This window comes from Bacillus sp. JJ1503 (assembly GCF_036965125.1).
GTDB lineage: Bacteria > Bacillota > Bacilli > Bacillales > Cytobacillaceae > Cytobacillus.
This window is the reverse complement of record NZ_JBALOZ010000169.1, coordinates 17,751-37,270: the sequence shown is the minus strand read 5'-3', so window position 1 is coordinate 37,270 and position 19,520 is coordinate 17,751. Positions and strand designations below refer to the sequence as shown.

At 37.7% G+C, this 19,520-nt stretch carries 16 protein-coding genes; 5 read left to right on the top strand and 11 right to left on the bottom strand.

What is annotated here, in order from left to right:
* Positions 1-151 precede the first annotated feature (151 nt).
* The 8 genes from V7149_RS13855 to V7149_RS13820 form a co-directional block, all read right to left on the bottom strand.
* The gene (locus V7149_RS13855; RefSeq protein ID WP_335346208.1) at positions 152-1,357 is read right to left on the bottom strand and encodes a M20 family metallopeptidase; all 1,206 of its coding nucleotides are present in this window, start codon (positions 1,355-1,357) and stop codon (positions 152-154) included.
* A 19-nt stretch (positions 1,358-1,376) separates the two neighbouring features.
* On the bottom strand, positions 1,377-2,825 hold the full coding sequence (locus V7149_RS13850) for an MFS transporter (protein ID WP_335346207.1): 1,449 nt from the start codon (positions 2,823-2,825) through the stop codon (positions 1,377-1,379).
* Positions 2,826-3,094: 269 nt separating this feature from the next.
* On the bottom strand, positions 3,095-4,051 hold the full coding sequence (locus tag V7149_RS13845) for an ABC transporter substrate-binding protein (RefSeq protein ID WP_335346206.1): 957 nt from the start codon (positions 4,049-4,051) through the stop codon (positions 3,095-3,097).
* 264 nt (positions 4,052-4,315) lie between these two features.
* On the bottom strand, positions 4,316-5,146 hold the full coding sequence (locus V7149_RS13840; protein WP_335346205.1) for a pentapeptide repeat-containing protein: 831 nt from the start codon (positions 5,144-5,146) through the stop codon (positions 4,316-4,318).
* A 271-nt stretch (positions 5,147-5,417) separates the two neighbouring features.
* The gene (locus V7149_RS13835) at positions 5,418-5,939 is read right to left on the bottom strand and encodes a DIP1984 family protein (RefSeq protein ID WP_335346204.1); all 522 of its coding nucleotides are present in this window, start codon (positions 5,937-5,939) and stop codon (positions 5,418-5,420) included.
* Positions 5,940-6,046: 107 nt separating this feature from the next.
* Entirely contained in the window at positions 6,047-6,565 is a 519-nt protein-coding gene (locus V7149_RS13830) for a topology modulation protein (protein ID WP_335346203.1), read from the bottom strand.
* A gap of 274 nt (positions 6,566-6,839) precedes the next feature.
* Complete coding sequence (locus tag V7149_RS13825; protein WP_335346202.1) at positions 6,840-7,700, bottom strand: amidohydrolase family protein; 861 nt, start codon at positions 7,698-7,700, stop codon at positions 6,840-6,842.
* Positions 7,701-8,039: 339 nt separating this feature from the next.
* On the bottom strand, positions 8,040-8,345 hold the full coding sequence (locus tag V7149_RS13820) for a hypothetical protein (RefSeq protein WP_335346201.1): 306 nt from the start codon (positions 8,343-8,345) through the stop codon (positions 8,040-8,042).
* A 388-nt stretch (positions 8,346-8,733) separates the two neighbouring features.
* Here V7149_RS13820 and lspA point away from each other — a divergent pair, with 388 nt between their 5' ends.
* A complete protein-coding gene (gene lspA, locus V7149_RS13815; protein ID WP_335346200.1) occupies positions 8,734-9,183 on the top strand; it encodes a signal peptidase II in 450 nt (149 codons plus the stop codon).
* 95 nt (positions 9,184-9,278) lie between these two features.
* Here the strand turns inward: lspA and V7149_RS13810 are convergent, their stop codons facing one another.
* Positions 9,279-10,271: an LLM class flavin-dependent oxidoreductase gene (locus tag V7149_RS13810; RefSeq protein WP_335346199.1), complete on the bottom strand. Its 993-nt coding sequence runs from the start codon at positions 10,269-10,271 to the stop codon at positions 9,279-9,281.
* A gap of 1,576 nt (positions 10,272-11,847) precedes the next feature.
* Between V7149_RS13810 and V7149_RS13805 the strand changes: the two genes are divergently transcribed.
* The 3 genes from V7149_RS13805 to V7149_RS13795 are packed head-to-tail and all read left to right on the top strand — an operon-like array spanning position 11,848 to position 15,604.
* A complete protein-coding gene (locus V7149_RS13805; protein ID WP_335346198.1) occupies positions 11,848-12,480 on the top strand; it encodes a TetR/AcrR family transcriptional regulator in 633 nt (210 codons plus the stop codon).
* 54 nt (positions 12,481-12,534) lie between these two features.
* Positions 12,535-14,841 carry an ABC transporter permease gene (locus V7149_RS13800; protein WP_335346197.1) on the top strand — a complete coding sequence of 769 codons (2,307 nt, stop codon included), beginning with the start codon at positions 12,535-12,537 and terminating at the stop codon, positions 14,839-14,841.
* Positions 14,842-14,845: 4 nt separating this feature from the next.
* Positions 14,846-15,604: an ABC transporter ATP-binding protein gene (locus V7149_RS13795; protein WP_335346196.1), complete on the top strand. Its 759-nt coding sequence runs from the start codon at positions 14,846-14,848 to the stop codon at positions 15,602-15,604.
* A gap of 945 nt (positions 15,605-16,549) precedes the next feature.
* On the opposite strand, the gene V7149_RS13790 is transcribed toward V7149_RS13795, so the two are convergent.
* Together V7149_RS13790 and V7149_RS13785 are read right to left on the bottom strand one after the other, a co-directional pair.
* Entirely contained in the window at positions 16,550-17,257 is a 708-nt protein-coding gene (locus tag V7149_RS13790) for a hypothetical protein (protein WP_335346195.1), read from the bottom strand.
* Between the two features lie 114 nt (positions 17,258-17,371).
* Entirely contained in the window at positions 17,372-17,953 is a 582-nt protein-coding gene (locus tag V7149_RS13785) for a TetR/AcrR family transcriptional regulator (protein WP_335346194.1), read from the bottom strand.
* 182 nt (positions 17,954-18,135) lie between these two features.
* On the opposite strand from V7149_RS13785, the gene V7149_RS13780 reads away from it, so the two are divergent.
* Positions 18,136-19,185 carry a 2,3-butanediol dehydrogenase gene (locus tag V7149_RS13780; RefSeq protein ID WP_335346209.1) on the top strand — a complete coding sequence of 350 codons (1,050 nt, stop codon included), beginning with the start codon at positions 18,136-18,138 and terminating at the stop codon, positions 19,183-19,185.
* The last annotated feature ends 335 nt before the right edge of the window (positions 19,186-19,520 follow it).

Below are 19,520 nucleotides of genomic sequence, written 5' to 3'. Positions count from 1 at the left end.
ATTTTTTAGTTTCTAACCAAAAATTAACATTGTCGAATAATGAAAGCGGTTTAGGGAAAACTAGTAAAACTGACCTAAAGAGTATTACCCGAAAAATGCAAAAAAACCGTTATCAGAGATGACAACAGTTTTTTTGCATTTTTGTTTATCGTTATTTACTATCTTCTTTGCTTCCATCACAGTAAGATGTGACAACTGCTGCCATAGCTTTCGCACTAATGATAAGACTTTTCTCATCAATATCGAATTTAGGATGATGATGTGGATAGGCTTCACCTGACTCAGGAGCCGCACCGACATAGAAGAAGCATCCTGGCACTTTTTCAAGATAATAAGCAAAGTCTTCGGATGGTGGCTGTGGCGGTGTTTCCAAAACAGCTTCAACTTCTGGAATAGATGCTTGTTCTAGAGCTTGATGTACATGTTCGGTTACTTCAGGGTCATTATATAGAACGGGGTAGTCATTCTTATATTCAAGAATAGACTTTACTCCATAAGAAGCTTCTAATCCTTCCGCAAAAGCACGCACACCTGTTTCTATGATATCTCGCGTCTCAGAAGACATGGACCGGACATCGCCTTCAATGGTCACGGCATCTTTAATGACATTGAATGTCCCTTTTCCATCGAAATTACCAATGGTAACCGAAGCTGTATCAAATGGGTTGATGCGGCGGCTAACGATTGTTTGTACATTCATGACGAATGAACTTGCTGCCACAATTGCATCATTTGCCAAGTGAGGGGACGATCCATGTCCACCTTTACCTTGAACAACTAATTTGAAATAAGATCGGCCTGTTTGTGTATTCCCGCTTCTATAATAAATATGACCTGTTTTCATTGTAGACATGACATGGATCCCAATGATTGCATCTACGCCATCAAGAACACCCGCTTTAATCATACCGATTGCGCCACCTGGAGGAGCTTCCTCTGCTGGTTGATGAATGACTCTTAACGTCCCTTTTAATTGATCTTTAAACTCAGCTAATGTCTCGGTTAATACCAACATGTAGGCTGTATGACCATCATGGCCACAAGCATGCATGACTCCTTCGTTTTTCGATGCAAAAGGAAGTCCCGTTTCTTCCTTGATTGGCAAGGCGTCAAAATCAGCACGAATGGCAATCGTTTTTCCCGGCTTGGAACCTTTAATGGTTACAACGATTCCACGCTGTCCTCCGAAATTAGTCTCTACTGAATCCACTGGTACTTCTTTATAAAAATCTGCTATATATTTAGCTGTTTGTTCTTCTTGGAAAGAAAGTTCCGGATGTTCATGAAGATAGCGGCGAATATCAATAATCCGTTCATTTTTATCATCTAACTTTTTCATTATTTCGTTCAGTAACATCAGTCTATTCTCCTTTTATTTAGTGACTAGGCTCTGGTTCCGGTTGACCAGGAGTTGGTATTTTTAGTTTTCTTGGCGTTTTTTCATTTCCTGTTTTTCCAGCATCCCCTGGTACCAAAAATATAATGGAAAGAATAGAAAGAACTCCGAAAATAACGTTTACGATAATCCCGGCTGATGCGGCCATTTCCAAACTTCCGGCTGCGGAAATGGCCCCATAAACAGTTGCTGATATCGAAACGCCGAACGCTCCGCCAAGAGAACTTGCCATTTTGTAAACCCCGGCAGCTGCTCCAACTTTATCTGAAGGTGCATTAGAGACTGAAGTATCCGTTGATGGAGTCGCATACAATCCAAGTCCAAGTCCGAATAGAACAAAACCAATGAAAACGGCTACTGTATATGGGAAATCAGGTAAGAAAGTGAGACCCATTAATGCTACACCAACAGTCGTGATGAGGGCTCCCCAAACCATTGGCTTTTTTGCGCCAATTCTCTGTAAAATTTTCTCTCCAACGCGAATCATCGCTAATACCACAACTAAATAACCAAGGGAAAGCATGCCTGATTGAAGAGCACTGAAGCCTCTGCCTACTTGAACATAAGTATTTGCCACGACAAGTGTTCCAGCAATTGCGTTTAACAGGAAATTGGAAATTGTCGCACCAGAATATGGTTTGTTTTTAAAAATTGAAAAGTCAATAAGAGCAATATCTTTACCTTTTTCAATTTTGATGAAAACCATAATTCCAATAATTGTTACAACTGCCAGAACGATTGTAATGAAGCTTGTCCAGCCTAAAGCAGATCCATAAGTAATAAATATGTTCAATGCAACCATAGTAATAATAAAAACGATTAACCCAGAGTAATCGAATTTAAAAGCACCTGTTGATTCACCTTTACTTTCTGGCGTATCTTTAATGAGCCACATACCAAGTAAAGAGAATATAATAGAAAAGATGAAAATCCATTTCCAGCCCATATACGTTGCGATGGCACCACCTGCGAAGGAAGCTGCTCCTGAGCCGCCCCAAGATCCGATGGACCAGTAACTTAAAGCACGCTGACGTTCTGCACCTTCAAAATAAGCTTTCATGAGAGCGATTGTGGCAGGCATAATACATGCTGCTGATAATCCTTGAAGTACACGACCAATGATCAGTAAAACAGCTCCTTGTGTTAATACAAGGCACAGGGAGCCGATAACACTTAGGATTAACCCGATATAGGTCATTTTTTTTCGACCAATTTTGTCTCCTAGCCCTCCAGCAGCAACGATGAATAATCCAGAGAATAATGCACTTAAACTTATGGCAATGTTTAATGTGCCAAGTGAAATGCCTAAATCTTTTTGAACAGCCGGAACTACATTGACCATCGACTGTGCAAATAGCCAAAACGCAATAACCCCAAATACAATACCGATAATCATTTTATTTGTACCTTTATAACTAGTTGCTTCCATAGTTTTTCCTCCTAATATTAGGATCATAAAGTGGCTCTAGCATAAGCTGAATTTTTTGGTTCACATTTAATATTTGAGATTTACTGCAAAATTATCATAAAATGATATATAAAAATGCAATAATCCTTAGCTTTGCTAAAGAAACTTCTTTCTTGGAAAAAGGAGACAGCCCGGGGTTTTCTTATCTTTATAAGATGGTTATTACTAAATAGATGTTTATCTTAAAATAAAAAATCACACTGCTTTATACTTTGCAGTGTGATTTTATCTTATTCCCCTACTATTTTTGCATCCTTCAATATTTCTTCAGTTAATGTAATCCCTTGAAGCTCAGCTGCCTTTTTATTAATGACTAGCTCTAAGTTTTCAGGGAAGCCAACTGGGATCTCACTTGGCTTTTTACCGTTTAAAATGTCTAATGCCATTTTTCCAGTAGAATAGCCAAGGTCATGATAGTCTAGCCCGTATGAAGCAAATGCTCCACGCTTTACGGAATCGCCTTCTCCAACAAACATTGGAATTTTCTTCTCATTTGCTACTGTGATAACAGATTCAAGAGCTGATACAACTGTGTTGTCCTTTGGAATATAGAATACGTCTGCTCTTCCGACTAAAGATTCAGCAGCCTGCTTAACTTCTGAGCTTGTAGATACAGATGTTTCCACAGCTTCTAGTCCTATTTCTGCAATAACCTTCTTTGCGTTTTCTACGTTAACGACTGAGTTTGGTTCACCTGAGTTGTAGATAATCCCAACTTTTTTGGCATCAGGGATGAATTTTTTAATAGCATTGATTGTATTTTTGATGGCGTCTGGATGTGTATCGGATGTACCCGATACATTTCCGCCTGGATTTTCAAAGCTTTCAACTAGTTTCGCGCCAACTGGATCTGTAATCGCTGTAAAGAGAATTGGAATCTCGTTAGTAGATTGGACAACTGCTTGTGCACTAGCAGTTGCAATTGCTAGAATGACATCGTTTTGATCAGCCACAAGGTTTTGTGCGATAGACATATTATTATTCATATCACCTTGGGCATTCTGATAATCAAGCTTCAGATTTTTTCCTTCCTCATACCCAGCATCCTTAATTGCCGCTACAAAACCTTCTCGAGCTGCATCTAGTGACGGATGTTCTACTAGCTGAATAATTCCAACTTTAACTGTTTTCTCTGCTTCTTTACTGCCGCCGCCATCNNCTGTTACTGTTGCTACTGCTGCCCCCACTGCTGTTAGACCCACAAGCCGCAAGCACGAGCAACGTACAGCATACTAGGGTCATCCAAATTTTTTTCATGCCATTCCTCTCCTCTACTCTACTTGATCTTATTAAACACCGGTTTCAAGTATTAATAATTGTTAATATTTCGATAATACCATGTCTATCTACTTATAAACAACTGAAAATTACAAAAATCTTTTAGGCTTTAAAGGGATAAAAAAATAGAGTAATAAAAAACACCTCTGTTTAAACAAAGATGTTAGTTTAGGTTATTTTAGCCAATGATCGGGAAACTTTAAGGAAGGAGGTAATTTTGTGTGCCTATCACCATTAGCCGAATTCACCTGTGCTTGAGTGAGAAATAGGCTTCCTGTCACATTAGCACCGCTTAAATCAGCATCTCTTAAGTCGGCGCCGATAAAATCAGTCCATCTCAAATCTGCTTGTCGGAGGTCAGCGGCTATGAGCAAAGCCCCCCGTAAATTAGATCCTCTCAGGTTGGCACCTTTTAGCTTTGCACCAATAAGATCTTTTCCTCTGATCCATTTATTTGGCTTTGGATTTTTTGAAGTTTTTGCACGAACTAGTTCACTTGTACGCAGAAGCAGCTCATTAATAAGTGCTCGATGAGCTGTTACATCTATGTCTAAAATAGACTTCGAATTTAGATAGGTAAGGTTTTCGGTTTTTTCAATGGCTGTTTGTAATTCATCGTAGATGGATCTTGTTTCTTCTAAACGAATTGCTTCATATAAGTAATAAAGCATTTCATGAAGCTGCTGCATGATCGGAAATACGTCAAACATTTCTTTAGCTAGAGCCGGCTTGCCCCGCCATTCATTTCCGCCATATGTCACCTGAGAAACCTTTTGCCCAGCACCAAAACATTCATAAACAGTGCAGCCTCGAAACCCATTTTCTCTTAGATTGCTATGAATACTACAACGATAATCTGATTGTAGATTGGGACAAGGAGTACCCCCATCTTTATTATTTGCAAAATCTGCACACTTTGCATAAGGCAAAGCCACACAGCATAATGCAAAGCAATTTTCACAGTCTGCTTTTAAGCTTTTGTCATTCTTTAATAAATTAGACAAGACATACACTTCCTTAGAAACGATTAATATTCCCAAGATTGTATAGGATAAATGAGATTGGGAACGCAGCAGTCTATTGTTACTAATGAGATGATCCGTTCGTGAATCGTTAGGCGTAAGAACGTAAAGCGTAAGGCGGTTCCGTTCGCTTCACCAGTTGTAAAATGTTTAAATACTTTGTTACCCACAAAGCAATGGGTCGCTAACACTTCCCAACTCATTTGGTGCATAAGCACCCATGAAGGTATTGGCACAATACCCTCAAAGCTGCTCACGCCTCTAAATATTTACTTGCAAGTGGAACATCGATTTCAACAGTATAATTAACTCTATCAATTTTGCTAGACAGCAATTCCACTTGGCGTGATAGTTTATCAGATTGTTTTTTGAATTCAGCTGGATCAAATAAAGCAATTTGTTCCATTATGGCACCTGAATGGCGGTGAACTGTGAATTCGCGCTTTTTAGTTGTCGCAAGGGTTTTGAGAAGATTAAGACGTTCCCGCAGCTGCTTTGCAGTTTCAATCGCACGAATCATTGAAATGGAACAGCCATCCCATTCAACCAAATTACTTAAATTAGCTTGTTGGACGATTTCTTTCAATTCCAGTAAATCGGACTGAACCTCAGATAATTCTTTCAAAACATCTTCCACTGATCGTTCAAATGGAGTGTAAGTCTCTCCTTTTGGAACCTCAATTACGTGAACAGTGAAAAACTCACCTTGCAATTCATTGACCTTTCTATGCAGACTAGAAAGTAAATTAATCGCCTGTGCTAATGTAATTTTCATTTAATCCACCCTTTCTTTAGAATATTCATATTATGTACAAGAGTTTTCTACGAATGATAGATGATCACTTTTCTTATTCATTTTTTATATTATTGATTTTAACCCATTTATCTACTAAAGTTCTCGAAAAATGATTTGATTTCCTGTTTATTTTTCAACATAATAACCGTTTTAGAATCTCTGGCTTGAAATTCCTGAATTCGCTCAACCATTTTTTTCTTTCGTGGACTATAAGTGGTCAATATAAATTTGATAAAATCCCAATCTATTTTTTCCTTGCATCCCTTTCCCATATCCGGACGGGTCCTTCCTATGTTCTTTATCCATCTTTTCAAAACACGGTACAAACAGATATGCAGTGGAAGTTCTAAGTAAATGATTGTATCTGCTCGTTCCGTACGAACGCCAAAGGTCGGCGTGTAGTTTCCTTCTATTATCCACTGATCTTGATTGACGATTTCCTGCTGAGCCTCCGAAAATTCCTCTATCGAAGCTTGTACCCAATTAGGTTTCCAAAAGAAGGCATCTAAATGATAAACATTAATATCCAGTACTTCCCCTAACTTACGTGCAAAGGTTGATTTACCTACCCCGGAAGAAACACCAATCACCATAATGCGTTTCACAACTAATTAGCCCCCCTTTGCGTTTGCCTTTGTCTTATCCGAATCATCATTAGGACCTTAATCTAATTCCAATATAAACCAAGTGAGCACCAGCAGATAGCACTTCTTTTAACTCCATTCCACATACTTTCGTCCTTCGATAATCCAATAAGGGAAAAAAAGTCGCCCATTTGGACGGCTTTTTGTTCAAGGTAATAAGCACATTACATCATAATGGTAAATTTATATTATTCTTTAAATAATTTTTTATTGAATTGGTTGATAGAGTTTTGATTTAGTCAATCAATCCTAAAAAGTTTTTACCAAGTATATATTCCTTTTGGTTATCAGGAATTTGAAGCAAATCAATCCAACTTTTCTTTGCCGAATAGTCATATTTATTAAACTTTTCCATTCCATATGGTCCATCGCAACCAAAAAGAACTTTACGATATCCTAAAGATTCCACTGCCTTCTTTACAATAGATGGATTAAGATAATCACTTGATGTGTCAACAAATACATTCGGTTGATCCTTAATGTATTTCCATAGTTTTTTCCAAAATGGAAGACCGGCGTGGGCATAAATTAATTTAAGTTTAGGGTAATTTTCAGGTAAATATTTATAGGATTCTGGTTCTGAAGATAGATGAATAATCATAGGTATGCCTTTTGATTCACACATAGCCGCAACTGGATCAAGTGCCTTAATACTATATTCATGCATGAACGGATGTGCTTTCACTCCAATAAAACTAGGTTTATTAAGATATAATTCTACTTCTTCCATTGATTCAGGAATCATTGGATTCACTGCTACCCAGCCTAGAAACCGGTCTGGAAATCTATCAATTGCAGCAGCAACAATATCATTGCTCGGCTTGGTAAAAATCTTGTATGACTTGCCGTAAAGTTTCAAATAGCCACCTTTTACTAGACCATCATAAATTTCGAGCCCAATTTGAGGTGCATTTAATATTAGATACCGGACTAAGCGTTGTAAAATTCGTTGAAAAGTGCTATCCAATTCGAACATTGTTTCGTTCATGGGAGCAATTAGTGCTGTTTTAGTTACATCATTTTTATCCATACCCTCTATCATTTTTTCTAAAGTCAGCATTGTTTCATCCACATGAAAATGGCAATCAACAATCATATTAATCCTCCATTTCAACATAGAATCTGGTCGATAAGATTACCTACTTTTATAAGTTAAAATTTATGAAATTTTTCGCTTGATTAGACTTACTTAATTTGCTAATACAACTGAGGAAGGTTCTTAAAAAATTCGAGGTATTTTTTTTGAAAAGCACTGAAATTAAAGAGGCGGCTTTAAAATATTTTACAATTCGTATAGCATTTCGGTATAAGACATAACCATACTGCTAATCTCTGGATTGACTTTTTATCACGATTATTTCTTTAACCCTTCTAAAATTCCTCCTCTATCATTATTATTCTTCAGAAATAAAGAAAAGGCTTCCCGTAAGTTTACTCAACTCCTGGAAAACCTCTTGTTTTTATGTTCCTTTGAATTATTTTCTTTTGAAATGGCATTATAATTTTTCAGTTTTGAAAATGGTTTTTTCTTTTTTATGTACTTTTCATTAAGTACAATCACTTTTCCGTTTTCAGCAGTATTGTATTTTCGATATACAAATTTATATTTTTCAAATGCAAGGTGCCCCAAAATATAAATGGGTAAGATCATGAATAGGAGAATGACTATCTGCAGCATCCAATTGAATCCATTCCCACTGAAATAAATAGTCATTACAGCATTTACTACAAAAGCAGCCATTAAGATAATAATCACATTACATATATGAAAAGCGAACACATCTTTTTCTTCCCCGAACATCCGCTCTAGTTCAGACTTGATATAAAGTGTAACAAATATTGAAATCACAATGGCAATAAGGGTAACAAAATATGTAAGAACAGTGGACATTTTTTTCCGATCCCTTCACTTTCATAAATCCCCTAATATGAATGATATCACCATTGTAACACAAGAATTGAAAAAGAAGCTTATACACAATGCTTTATCCTCTATTGCTTTTTATACCCATCGATTTGATAGAGACTATTGAACATACGAATAAGAGCGTCTTAATAGGATAGAAAAAAGCTTTCAATTATAATGATGACTAGAATGCAAATAATTCTGCAGGAAAGTAGGACAATATATGCTATTTTATGTAATTGCAATCCTCGTTATTGTGATGGACCAGCTTTCTAAATATCTAATTCGTATTTACATTGACATTAATGAAAGATTTACATTGTGGGGAATACAATTCACACATATCGAAAATAGTGGGATGGCAGGAGGTTTATTTCAAGGCTATGCACGGCTCTTCGGAGTTGTCGCGGTGTTGTTCGTGATAGGTGTTTTATATTTTCGCAGAACTGGAGAATTTAATGGTGCTCTCATCGATAGTAGTTTTGGATTCCTAGTCGGAGGAGCCATTGGAAATGGCATTGATAGATTTTTATTCGGGCAGGTGACAGATTTTATCATTCGCTCTGGTGGAATTCTTAATTTGGCCGACCATGCTATCGAGATAGGGGTGTTACTGCTAATTATTTATGGAGTCATTAGCTGGTTGAGAAAAAGTAATAGATTCTCTTGGTAAAATGGAAATGGGTGCCTGACCCCATATAGCAATACCGTATTTGGGGTCAGAACTTTTTCAATCACCCTTCACGTTCCTTGTGGACGAGAGAATTTTTAAAACAACTCCCGTGCCAATAATCGATAAACATCTAGACGCTTCTCTTGTGAATGAGGAATGCTACAAATCATCGCTTCATCAAATCCATAGTGAGATTGCTCTTCTTGTAACAATGTTGCGATTTCATTTACTGCGCCCACTAAATGAATTTTACGATTTTCTTTAATGATCATGTAATCCATTTCCGTCAATGGATAATCACGGGCTTCTTCTGGTGTTAAAACTGACCCGATCCTGCCCCTCATAAACTGTAATCGCCAAATATCTTGAGGCTTTGCTTCAAATTCAGCTTCTTCTTTTGTTTCAGCTGTTGTCACCATATAAGAAACATTGATTTGCGGTTTCTCCATAAAAGCTGAAGGTTGAAAATTCCTTTTGTATGTATCTAAAATCTCTTTCGTCATTTCGCCATTGAAAAACTGTGCAAATGAATAGCCTACACCTCTACGTCCAGCTTGAACAGCGCTATTGCCAGTCGACCCCAACAGCCAAGCTTCTGGCAAAATAACTTGGGAAGGTGTTGCGATTGTTTTATTATATAAGTCATCTTCGGGTACTTCATCGTTAATCAACTGCAGTGCTGTATCAAATTTTTCATACATATTATTTACCATTGGTTGGCGCCCTTCAGATAAAGCATAAATGGAATAGTTATCCCCTCCAGGAGCTCGACCAATACCAAAATCAATGCGGCCAGGTGAAAATGCACTTAACGTTTTAAACACCTCAGCTAGTTTCAATGGGGAATAATGCATCAACATCACTCCCCCGGTTCCGATACGAATATTTTTGGTTTTTGCAGCCAAATGTGCTGCCGACACTTCAGGAGCTGAACTTGCAAAAGTTGTGGTCGCATGATGTTCTGCCATCCACATTCGATAATAGCCTAATCCATCTCCTAAAACAGCCAATTCTTCCGCCTTTTTCAAAGCATCGGTAGCCGTATTCCCGCTTGTAATGGGGGCTTGATCCAATATACTTAATCTCATCCTATGAAACATCCTTTCTACTCGTTTATCCTATCAGCATATCGACTTTTTTGTCAGTCTGTCTATTTAAACTCATAAATTGTCGATATTTCCCCGGAAATTTGTTGAAATTTGAAATATATTGATTTCTTTTAATTGATTAGGTCGAGGGGGAAATTTTCAAAAGTATGAGATATCGCAATCTCTATTTCATTGGTTGCTTCTAATCTTTCTTTTTGTTGATTCACGAAGTCTTTGGTTGTATCGTCTTAGGGACTTGTTCGAATCGGGTAACGCTATAAGCGATCCGTTGTCTGATCGAACAAAGATACGCGGTTTGCTCTCTTTTAAGAACTTATATCCTTTCCACTCAAAAATGTGGCCATACTTTTGAATAGTGGGTGTCATGGAATAAAATGCTCGTTCATTCGATGTATATTATGTCACATATGAAATTCCCTTTTCTACAAGATGAAGGTTCTGAGGATTTTTTCGAAAGAGTATATCGCCCAGCGATACGAATCAAAAAAAGAACTGACCAGTTCCTTTCTTGAGGAACACTATTAAGGACATGATGAACTGTTGGAGCTGGGAAACCTTTATTTTAAACTTACACATATCGTTAATCAGCTGGATATCACTTCACAAGTGACTGAGAGTTTATTGGTTCATTCTAATCATTTTTTGTTGATTCATAAGGACTTTAGCTGTATCGTCTAGGAACTTGTCCGTATCGCGTAGCGCTATAAGCACTCCAATGTCAGATTGAACAAAGATACGTCAATCGCCATCTTTCAAAAACTCATATCCATTTCGCTCTAAGATTTGGCAATACTTTCGAACAGTGGGAGTAGCAATCCCAACTTCTTCATCCAGAATGCCCGTTCATTAGGTTGTATATCATCGCTTATCGGACCTCCTTTTCTATTAAATATGAAGTTTTTTAGATTTATTTGCAAGTTATATCGCCCAGCGATACGAAACAAACCTTTTTAAAAGTCTATGACTTATGAGAAGCTTCTTTTTTTGGTAAGGCGTTATTACATCATGCCACCCTTTAGGATGTTTTTTCCTATCCGTTCACATAGTCGTAATGTATTAGGCAATAAAAAGCTATAAAAATGACAGTAGCTTTTATAAATGTAAAAAGAGCCCAATTACGCAAGTAGTGTAAAAAAACTTGCATAATTTAGGCTCTTTATTTTTATTCCGTATTGTGTTAAAGCCCCCGATAGCAAAACTGGCCTCCACCTCTTGGATAGGTATGACGAAGGAATGAAAGGGCAAGACATAGGAGGGAAAGCCTCCAGGGGTGGCGTGGAGAATGTATATCACATGGTAAATCATGAGGTTTTATAATACTCCCTTATTTCACTATGCCTTCACTTGCATATATCGTATCTGTCCTCCCCTTCATTTAGTTCACTACTAATTATCAAGTTGTATGAAATCCTGCGAATAATTACGAATGTACGGTATCTGCATCTCTTGCTTTCTCCAAAATTGATATAATTTTACAATTTTTTTACACTACTATTTTAAATAGAATGCTATTCTAGTATCGACAGGCAGTCGGTCGATAACGAGGGGTGTGAAAATGAGAGTTGTCAAAAAGGCTGAGGAGCGCAGGAACGAAATACTGGATGCTGCAGATGAGCTTTTCGGTCAAAAAGGATTTGACGGGACAACGACAAAGGATATTCTCGATAAGGTTGGAATTGCGCGTGGAACGCTTTACTATCATTTTAAGTCGAAAGAGGATCTAATGGATGCGTTGATTGAACGCTATAATAACCATCTTTTAGGCGTAGCAAAGGAAATTTCCAAGGACAAACGAATCCCTATAATCGAGCGTATCGTTCTCGTTGTATTGTCCATGAATCTAAGGGGTGGAAGCAATAAGGAAATAATGGAGCACATTCATAAGCCACAGAATGCTCTTATGCATCAGAAAATACAAAAGGTCATTATTAACGGTATTACGCCAATTATGACGGAAATAATCCAAGATGGCATTGAACAGGAGATGTTCCAAACACCGTACCCATACGAGTGTATGGAAATGGTTGTGACCTATATGAATACCGTTTTTGATGATGATATGGTTGAAATGACTGCCGAGGAGCGTGCTTCACGGATTCATGCGTTTATTTTCAATGCAGAAAGACTTCTCGGAGCTAAAAATGGAAGTTTAATGGAAGTTATCCAGATGTTTGGCGGCGAAGAATAGGCCTCAGAATTCCATTATTGATAATAGGAAAAAAGCATAAAACAGAGGTGACTTATGTATAACAGAATAATTCGCAACGACATGTTAAAGAGCAAAGCAATAACACTGACTACCATGATATTTGTCGCTGCAGCAGCTATGCTTGTTTCACTCGCAGCGATTCTCGTTATCAATCTGACGGGAGCGCTGGATACACTTATGAAAAAGGCTGAAACGCCACATTTTATGCAGATGCATTCGGGTGAAAGCGATTTGAATCGGCTTACATCCTTTGCTGAGCAAAATAACAACGTCAAAGAATACCAGGTAGTTGAGTTTCTAGGCATTGACGGCTCGCAGATTATTTTAGGCGATAATTCGCTTACGAATAGTGTTCAGGATAACGGCTTCAGCATACAGAACGAAAAATTCGATTATCTTCTTGATCTTAATGGCAACATCATCAACGTATCTGACGGCGAGATTTATGTTCCAGTGGCCTATATGAAGGACAATACTACAAAGGTCGGTGACAAGGCCGTAATAAGTGGGAAGGAATTTACTGTTACGGGATTTCTCCGTGATTCGACCATGAATTCATCACTCTCCGCATCGAAGCGATTTCTTGTAAGCAGCAAGGATTTCGCGGAAATAAAAGACCTTGGAAGTATTGAGTATTTGATTGAGTTTAGATTAAAGGATTACTCAGGCCTCGGCGAATTTGAAACAGCTTACGCTTCCGCAGGTCTTGAAGCAAACGGACCAACGGTTACCTTTATGCTTTTCAAAACGATGAACGCCATTTCAGACGGGATGATGATTGCAGTTATTTTTCTTGTAAGCGCACTTGTCGTTGCAATTGCATTTATGAGCATACGCTTTACCCTCCTTGCGAAAATTGAAGACGACTACCGTGAAATTGGTGTTATGAAAGCAATAGGGCTTCGTCTTTCCGACATAAAGAAGATTTATCTTGCGAAATATGCAGCTATTGCAGCGGCAGGTAGTATTCTTGGGTTTATTCTTTCGCTTATGATCCAAGGTATGCTTCTTGAAAATATACGTCTTTATATGGGCGAAAGCGAAAATTCTTCTTTTGCCTTAGTTTTAGGAATCATTGGCATATTACTTGTATTTCTTGCAATTGTTACTTATGTAAACTTAGTTTTGAAACGCTTTCGAAAAATTTCCGCTGCGGAGGCTATACGTTTTGGTACTTCACAGGAAAAGAAAGCTGGTGTTAAGCGTTTTACCTTAATTAGAAACAGACTGTTTAGCACGAATATTTTTCTAGGAATTAAGGATGTTCTCGCAAGAAAAAGACTTTACGCCACAATGCTTGTGGTACTGGTGATTTCAGCCTTTATTATTATTGTTCCGCAGAACCTATACAACACGATTTCCTCAAAAAGCTTCATTCAATATATGGGGATTGGGAACTACGATCTGCGCATTCAGACCAATAACCTTGATAAAACCGGTGAAATTGTAAAGACGATTGAAAACGACAGGGACGTTTCAAAATATGCTGTTCTGACAACAAAGATTTTTAAAGTAAAAACGAGTAATTGGTCAGAGGAAAACATAAAAGTTGAACTCGGTGACCATTCGGCATTTCCTATAGAGTATTCTGAGGGCAGAGCGCCTACTACAGAAAACGAAATCTCACTATCGACTATAAATGCTGATGAGATGAGCAAAAAGGTCGGTGATGTCATTACACTGGTAATGGAAGGAAAGGAGCGAGATTACACAGTAAGTGGAATTTATTCCGATGTTACCAATGGTGGCAAAACCGCAAAGGCAATATTCACTGACAATTCGGCGAATGTCATGTGGACCATTGTCTGTGTTGAACTTTCAGATAAATCTCTCGTTGACAGTAAGGTTGTAGGATACTCGGAAGAATTTGATTTTGCAAAGACTTCAGATATCGATGAATTTGTTTTGCAGACCCTCGGCTCGACAATAAGTTCCGTCAAAACGGCTTCCTACGCAGCAATTGCGGTTGCACTGGTCATAGCGGTACTGGTTACATTGTTGTTCATGAAAATGCTTGTTGCCAAGGATAGATATTCCATTGCCGTTATGAAGGCGTTCGGTTTTACAAACTCTGATATTAAGGTGCAATATGTTTCCCGTTCGGTTTTCGTTTTGATTGTCGGAATTGTTCTTGGCACACTTCTGGCAAATACAGTCGGAGAAATGCTTGCGGGTGCAGTAATCTCCTCGTTTGGAGCATCAACGTTTAACTTTGCAGTCAATCCGCTATCTGCGTATCTGATAAGTCCATTGATGATGATATGCGTGGTGCTTATTGCAACAGTGATTGGCACAACACGTGCAGGGCAAATAAAAATATCCGAAAATATAAAGGAGTAAGGATATGAATAAGATTATTATTGGTGATTACATAGTTAAATCCTTCGGAGTGGGAGATGAGCAACGAAATGTTCTCGATGGAGTCTCTGTAGAAATAAAGGAGGGCGAGTTCGTTTCGGTTATGGGACCTTCTGGCTCTGGAAAATCTACACTAATGTTTGCACTAAGTGGGATGGATGGTATTAATAGCGGAAAAGTTGTTTTTGACAACAAAGATTTATCGGCAATCGGAGAGAAGCAGCTTTCAGATATACGCCGAACAGAAATGGGATTTATTTTTCAGCAGCCGACTATGCTAAAAAACCTAAACATTCTTGACAATATCATCCTTCCGTCAATAAAGGGCAATAGAAAGAACACCGTAAAAATTTTGAAAAAGGCAAGAAACCTTATGGAAAGAGTAGGTATTTCAGAGCTTGAAAAGCGTGATATTACCCAGGTTTCGGGAGGGCAGCTTCAGCGTGCGGGAATATGTCGAGCACTTATGAACAATCCGAAAATCATCTTTGGAGATGAGCCTACAGGGGCGCTCAACTCGAAGTCTGCTCAGGAGATTATGGATATTTTATCCGAGATTAACTCAGATGGTACTGCAGTTATGCTTGTGACCCATGATGCAAAGGTTGCAGCTAGGACGGAACGTATTATGTTTATGCGTGACGGAAATATCGTAAGCGAAATGAAACTGCCAAAATTTGATGGTTTGGATATAGATGGCAGAGTCGAGAAGGTAACAGCGAAAATGTTGGAAATAGGAATATAAGCTTTTAAAAGATGTTTGTGGTCTTCACTGAACCACAAACGTCTTTTTGCATTTCGCTAGCACGGAATCAATATTTGTGTATGAAGCAAGTACATGAATCATTAAATTACTAAAAAACTCAGAGAGAAACAAACGGTAAATGTTTTAAAATGTAAGAATGAGTTAACGAAGGCTTACAAGCTATAACCAACCTAGGAGTGTACAAAAATTAAAAAAAAAGACTTTAAAGCATTATTTTTTATTATCCAAGACAATTCCCTCTAACACTTATGTTTTACAATCTACTATATTTTAAATTCAGATGTTATTTAGGCAACTGGAATCGTTATTTGATTAACCTGCCCCGTTTGTTCGTATCGGGTAACGATATAAGCGATCCGTTTTCTGATTGAACAAGGATACGCGGTTTGCTCTCTTTTAAGAATTTATATCCATTCCACTCTAAAATGTGGCCATACTTTTGAATAGTGGGTGTTGCAATCACACTTCCTTGGAAGAGAATGCTCGTTCATTCGATGTATATTATGTCACATATCAGACTTCCTTTTCTTCAAGATGAAGGTTCTGGGGAATTTATTGAAAGAGTATATCGCCCAGCGATACGAATCAAAAAAAGAGCTGACCAGCTCATTTCTTGAGGAACACTATAAGGACATGATGAACTGTTGGAGTCGAGAAACTTCACAAGTGGCTGGGAGTTCATTGGTTCATTCTAATCATTCTTTTTGTTGATTCATAAGGACTTTAGCTGTATCGTCTAGGGACTTGTCCATATCGGGTAACGCTATAAGTACTCCGATGTCGGATTGAACAAAGAAACGCGGATTGCTCTCTTTTTAGAACTCATAACCATTTCACTCTAAAATGTGGCAACTACTTTTGAACTATGGGTGTTTCATTCCCACTTCATTACACAATTACGCTTAAAAATCTTAAACAGTCACCTTATTTTCGGAATATGGAGAAAAGCCCTCCCCATTTTTCTTTAGGCTTTTGTATCGCTTCTTCTAAACGTTTATTAAAGTCATTTTGTGAACTCCATTCTTTTTTCTGTTCATCCCGCATATTTTGTATTTCTTTTTGCAAGAGTTCACTTTTTTGTTTTTCTTGTTGCAGCAATGTTTCGTAATGGATATTTTGTTGTTCGGTTAATTTTTCAATTTTAGAATTAGTTTTTTGAGCTGAATTTCCAATGCTAGAACTAATAACATGATGATCTTGCTGAAGTCGGGAAACCTTTGTTTTAAGATCTGACATATCGTTCGTCAGTTGAATATTCATTTCACGTGTAGCTGCGAGTTCATTGACTAAAAACGTTAAGACCTCTTTTAATTGATTGGGGTCATGAGGTAAATTTTCATATGTATCGGTTATCGCAATCTCTGTTTCATGCGATCCTTCTAATCTTTCTTTTTGTTGATTCACAAGGTTTTTAGCTGTATCGTCTAGCGGCTTGTCCGTATCGCGTAGCGCTATAAGCACTCCAATGTCAGATTGAACAAATATACGTCGATCGCCATCTTTCAAAAACTCATATCCATTCCGCTCTAAGATTTGGCCATACTTTCGAACAGTGGGTGTTGCTATCCCAACTTCTTCTGCCACTTCCTTAGTTGAGAAAGCTCGTTCATTCGGTTGTATATCACGTCGCATATCGGACCTCCTTTCCTATTAAATATGAAGGTTTTTAGATTTATTTGCAAGTTATATCGCCCAGCGATACGAAGCAAAAAGAGCTGATCTACACCCTTTTTGAAAAATCCGAACTCATCTTCTTAATTCTAAGCTTGTTATTTGTGTATTAGATAGCAGTGTTAGCTGGTCCATCATGTATTCCTTGCTGTAGCTGAAATTTGATTTTATCCAATAGTGGAATAGGCTAAGTGTTGCCTTTGTTTGATAATGGATAAAAATATCATAATTTAGATTGTCTTGCGGTGATTTCGTCTCTATATAGATTTTTTCTGTAAATATTTGATGGAATAATTTTTCTAGCCGCTTCTCAAAGTCCCTGTGACTCATAGATAAAGCGTAGAATGCTTGCTTATGGTCTTCAAAATATTGAAAAATCACTTCTGTAGTTGGAGTGAGCTTGTCAACGTTAATTTTGTTTTGATGACTAAAAGCACGCAATATCGCATTTTCAAAGCCAGCTAAGAGCTCGAAAAGCATTTCCTCTAGAAAATCCTCCTTATTTGAAAAATGTGTATAAAATGTCGCCCGATTAATGTCAGCCTCATCTGTAATCATGGATACGGTAATTTCATGTTCTTCATAATTTTTCATCAGTTGGAGGTAAGCATTTTGCAAGGCTGTCCTTGTCCGCTGCACTCTTCTATCCCGCTTCATGAACATCCTCCTTACAAATAATCAACAATTCTATTATAACTGTTGTTTAAACATCATTGAAATGATTTGTGTTTATCGGCTTTTCTCCTCTAAATGATACAGTAAATATGAGAGACAAGCCTTTTTTATGATTTTGTGAAAGGGCTTACTGATACTAGGAGGGATTTAAATTGGCAGAAAAAATGAAAGCAGCCGTTTGGTATGGAAATAAAGATGTTCGTGTAGAGGAAAGAGATGTCAAGCCAGTTAGAGACAATGATGTAAAAATCAAAGTCAGCTGGTCTGGTATTTGTGGAACAGATTTACATGAATATGAAATTGGACCTATACTTGTTCAGGTTGACAAGCCAAATCCTCTAACAGGAGAAAAGGCACCACTTGTATTAGGACATGAATTTTCAGGCGTTGTTGAAGAAGTTGGTAAAAACGTAGAAAAATTCAAAAAAGGTGATCGTGTTGTTGTGAATCCTGTCGTTACTTCAGGCAACCATTCACCGAAAATAGATAGATACTATCAGTTTTATTCTGCGGGACTTCATACAGATGGTTCCTTTGCTGAATATTTTGTAGCAAATGAAGATAATGTAGTTCCAGTTCCAGATAGCATATCCCTGGACAAAGCTGCATTAGTAGAACCACTTTCTGTAGCTGCTCAAGCGGTGAAGGAAGCAGAAGTTAAGGAAGGAGACTCAATAGCCGTATTTGGTGCTGGCCCAATCGGTTTATTCACAATCGTTGCGGCCAAAGCAGCCGGTGCTAAGGATATTTTAGCATTTGATTTGTCTGATGAGCGTTTAGCAAAGGCAAAAGAGGTTGGAGCGACTGAAGTATTAAATACGAAAGAAAATGATGCTGTTGCCTTTATTAAAGAAAGATATCCAAATGGTGTAGATGCATCACTTGAGGTTGCAGGTGTGAAACCGACATTTGATTCAGCAATCAGATCTACAAAACCTAAAGGAAATGTTGTTGTTGTAGCCATCCATGCGCGTGATTTTGAATTTAACCCCATCACATTAATGACATCCGGGGTAAAATTATCTTCTTCACTTGGCTATGAACATGAAACATTTAAAAAATCAATTGAAATTTTAAGTGATGATCATAACAATGTTGAGCCAATCATGACGAAGAAAATTAAGCTGGATAATATCGTTGAAGAAGGATTCCATACTTTGTCTAGTGACCTTTCACAAGCCAAAATTCTTGTAGAAATCGGTGGGGAAAAATAATAAAAGCAATATCAAAAGCTGCGTGAGAAAATATTCTCCGCAGCCTTTTTAATAGAATATATTTTACGATTTTCTTTAATGATCATGCGATCCATTTCTGTCAAAATTCACAAGATCTTTAGGTTTATCGTTTAGGAACTTGTCCGTATCGGGTAACGATATAAGCACTCCGATGTCGGATAGAATAAAGATACGCGGTTTGCTCTCTTTTAAGAACTCATATCCGTTTCACTTTACAATAAATTAACATAAAATTTATTGTGTTTTTTCAAAAGTCTTGCCATCCCCTATTGCATTAGTCCTAATTTCACTTTGTTTCTTATAAAACCACTGAA

Coding starts and splice junctions, on each gene's coding strand:
- V7149_RS13820 (WP_335346201.1), bottom strand. CDS start 8,345: ATGGCTGCTTTTGTAGTAAATGCTGTAATGACTATTTATTTCAGTGGG.
- V7149_RS13795 (WP_335346196.1), top strand. CDS start 14,846: ATGAATAAGATTATTATTGGTGATTACATAGTTAAATCCTTCGGAGTG.
- V7149_RS13825 (WP_335346202.1), bottom strand. CDS start 7,700: ATGATTGTTGATTGCCATTTTCATGTGGATGAAACAATGCTGACTTTA.
- V7149_RS13810 (WP_335346199.1), bottom strand. CDS start 10,271: ATGAGATTAAGTATATTGGATCAAGCCCCCATTACAAGCGGGAATACG.
- V7149_RS13805 (WP_335346198.1), top strand. CDS start 11,848: ATGAGAGTTGTCAAAAAGGCTGAGGAGCGCAGGAACGAAATACTGGAT.
- V7149_RS13850 (WP_335346207.1), bottom strand. CDS start 2,825: ATGGAAGCAACTAGTTATAAAGGTACAAATAAAATGATTATCGGTATT.
- V7149_RS13785 (WP_335346194.1), bottom strand. CDS start 17,953: ATGAAGCGGGATAGAAGAGTGCAGCGGACAAGGACAGCCTTGCAAAAT.
- V7149_RS13835 (WP_335346204.1), bottom strand. CDS start 5,939: ATGAAAATTACATTAGCACAGGCGATTAATTTACTTTCTAGTCTGCAT.
- V7149_RS13855 (WP_335346208.1), bottom strand. CDS start 1,357: ATGTTACTGAACGAAATAATGAAAAAGTTAGATGATAAAAATGAACGG.
- V7149_RS13780 (WP_335346209.1), top strand. CDS start 18,136: ATGAAAGCAGCCGTTTGGTATGGAAATAAAGATGTTCGTGTAGAGGAA.
- lspA (WP_335346200.1), top strand. CDS start 8,734: ATGCTATTTTATGTAATTGCAATCCTCGTTATTGTGATGGACCAGCTT.
- V7149_RS13800 (WP_335346197.1), top strand. CDS start 12,535: ATGTATAACAGAATAATTCGCAACGACATGTTAAAGAGCAAAGCAATA.
- V7149_RS13790 (WP_335346195.1), bottom strand. CDS start 17,257: ATGCGACGTGATATACAACCGAATGAACGAGCTTTCTCAACTAAGGAA.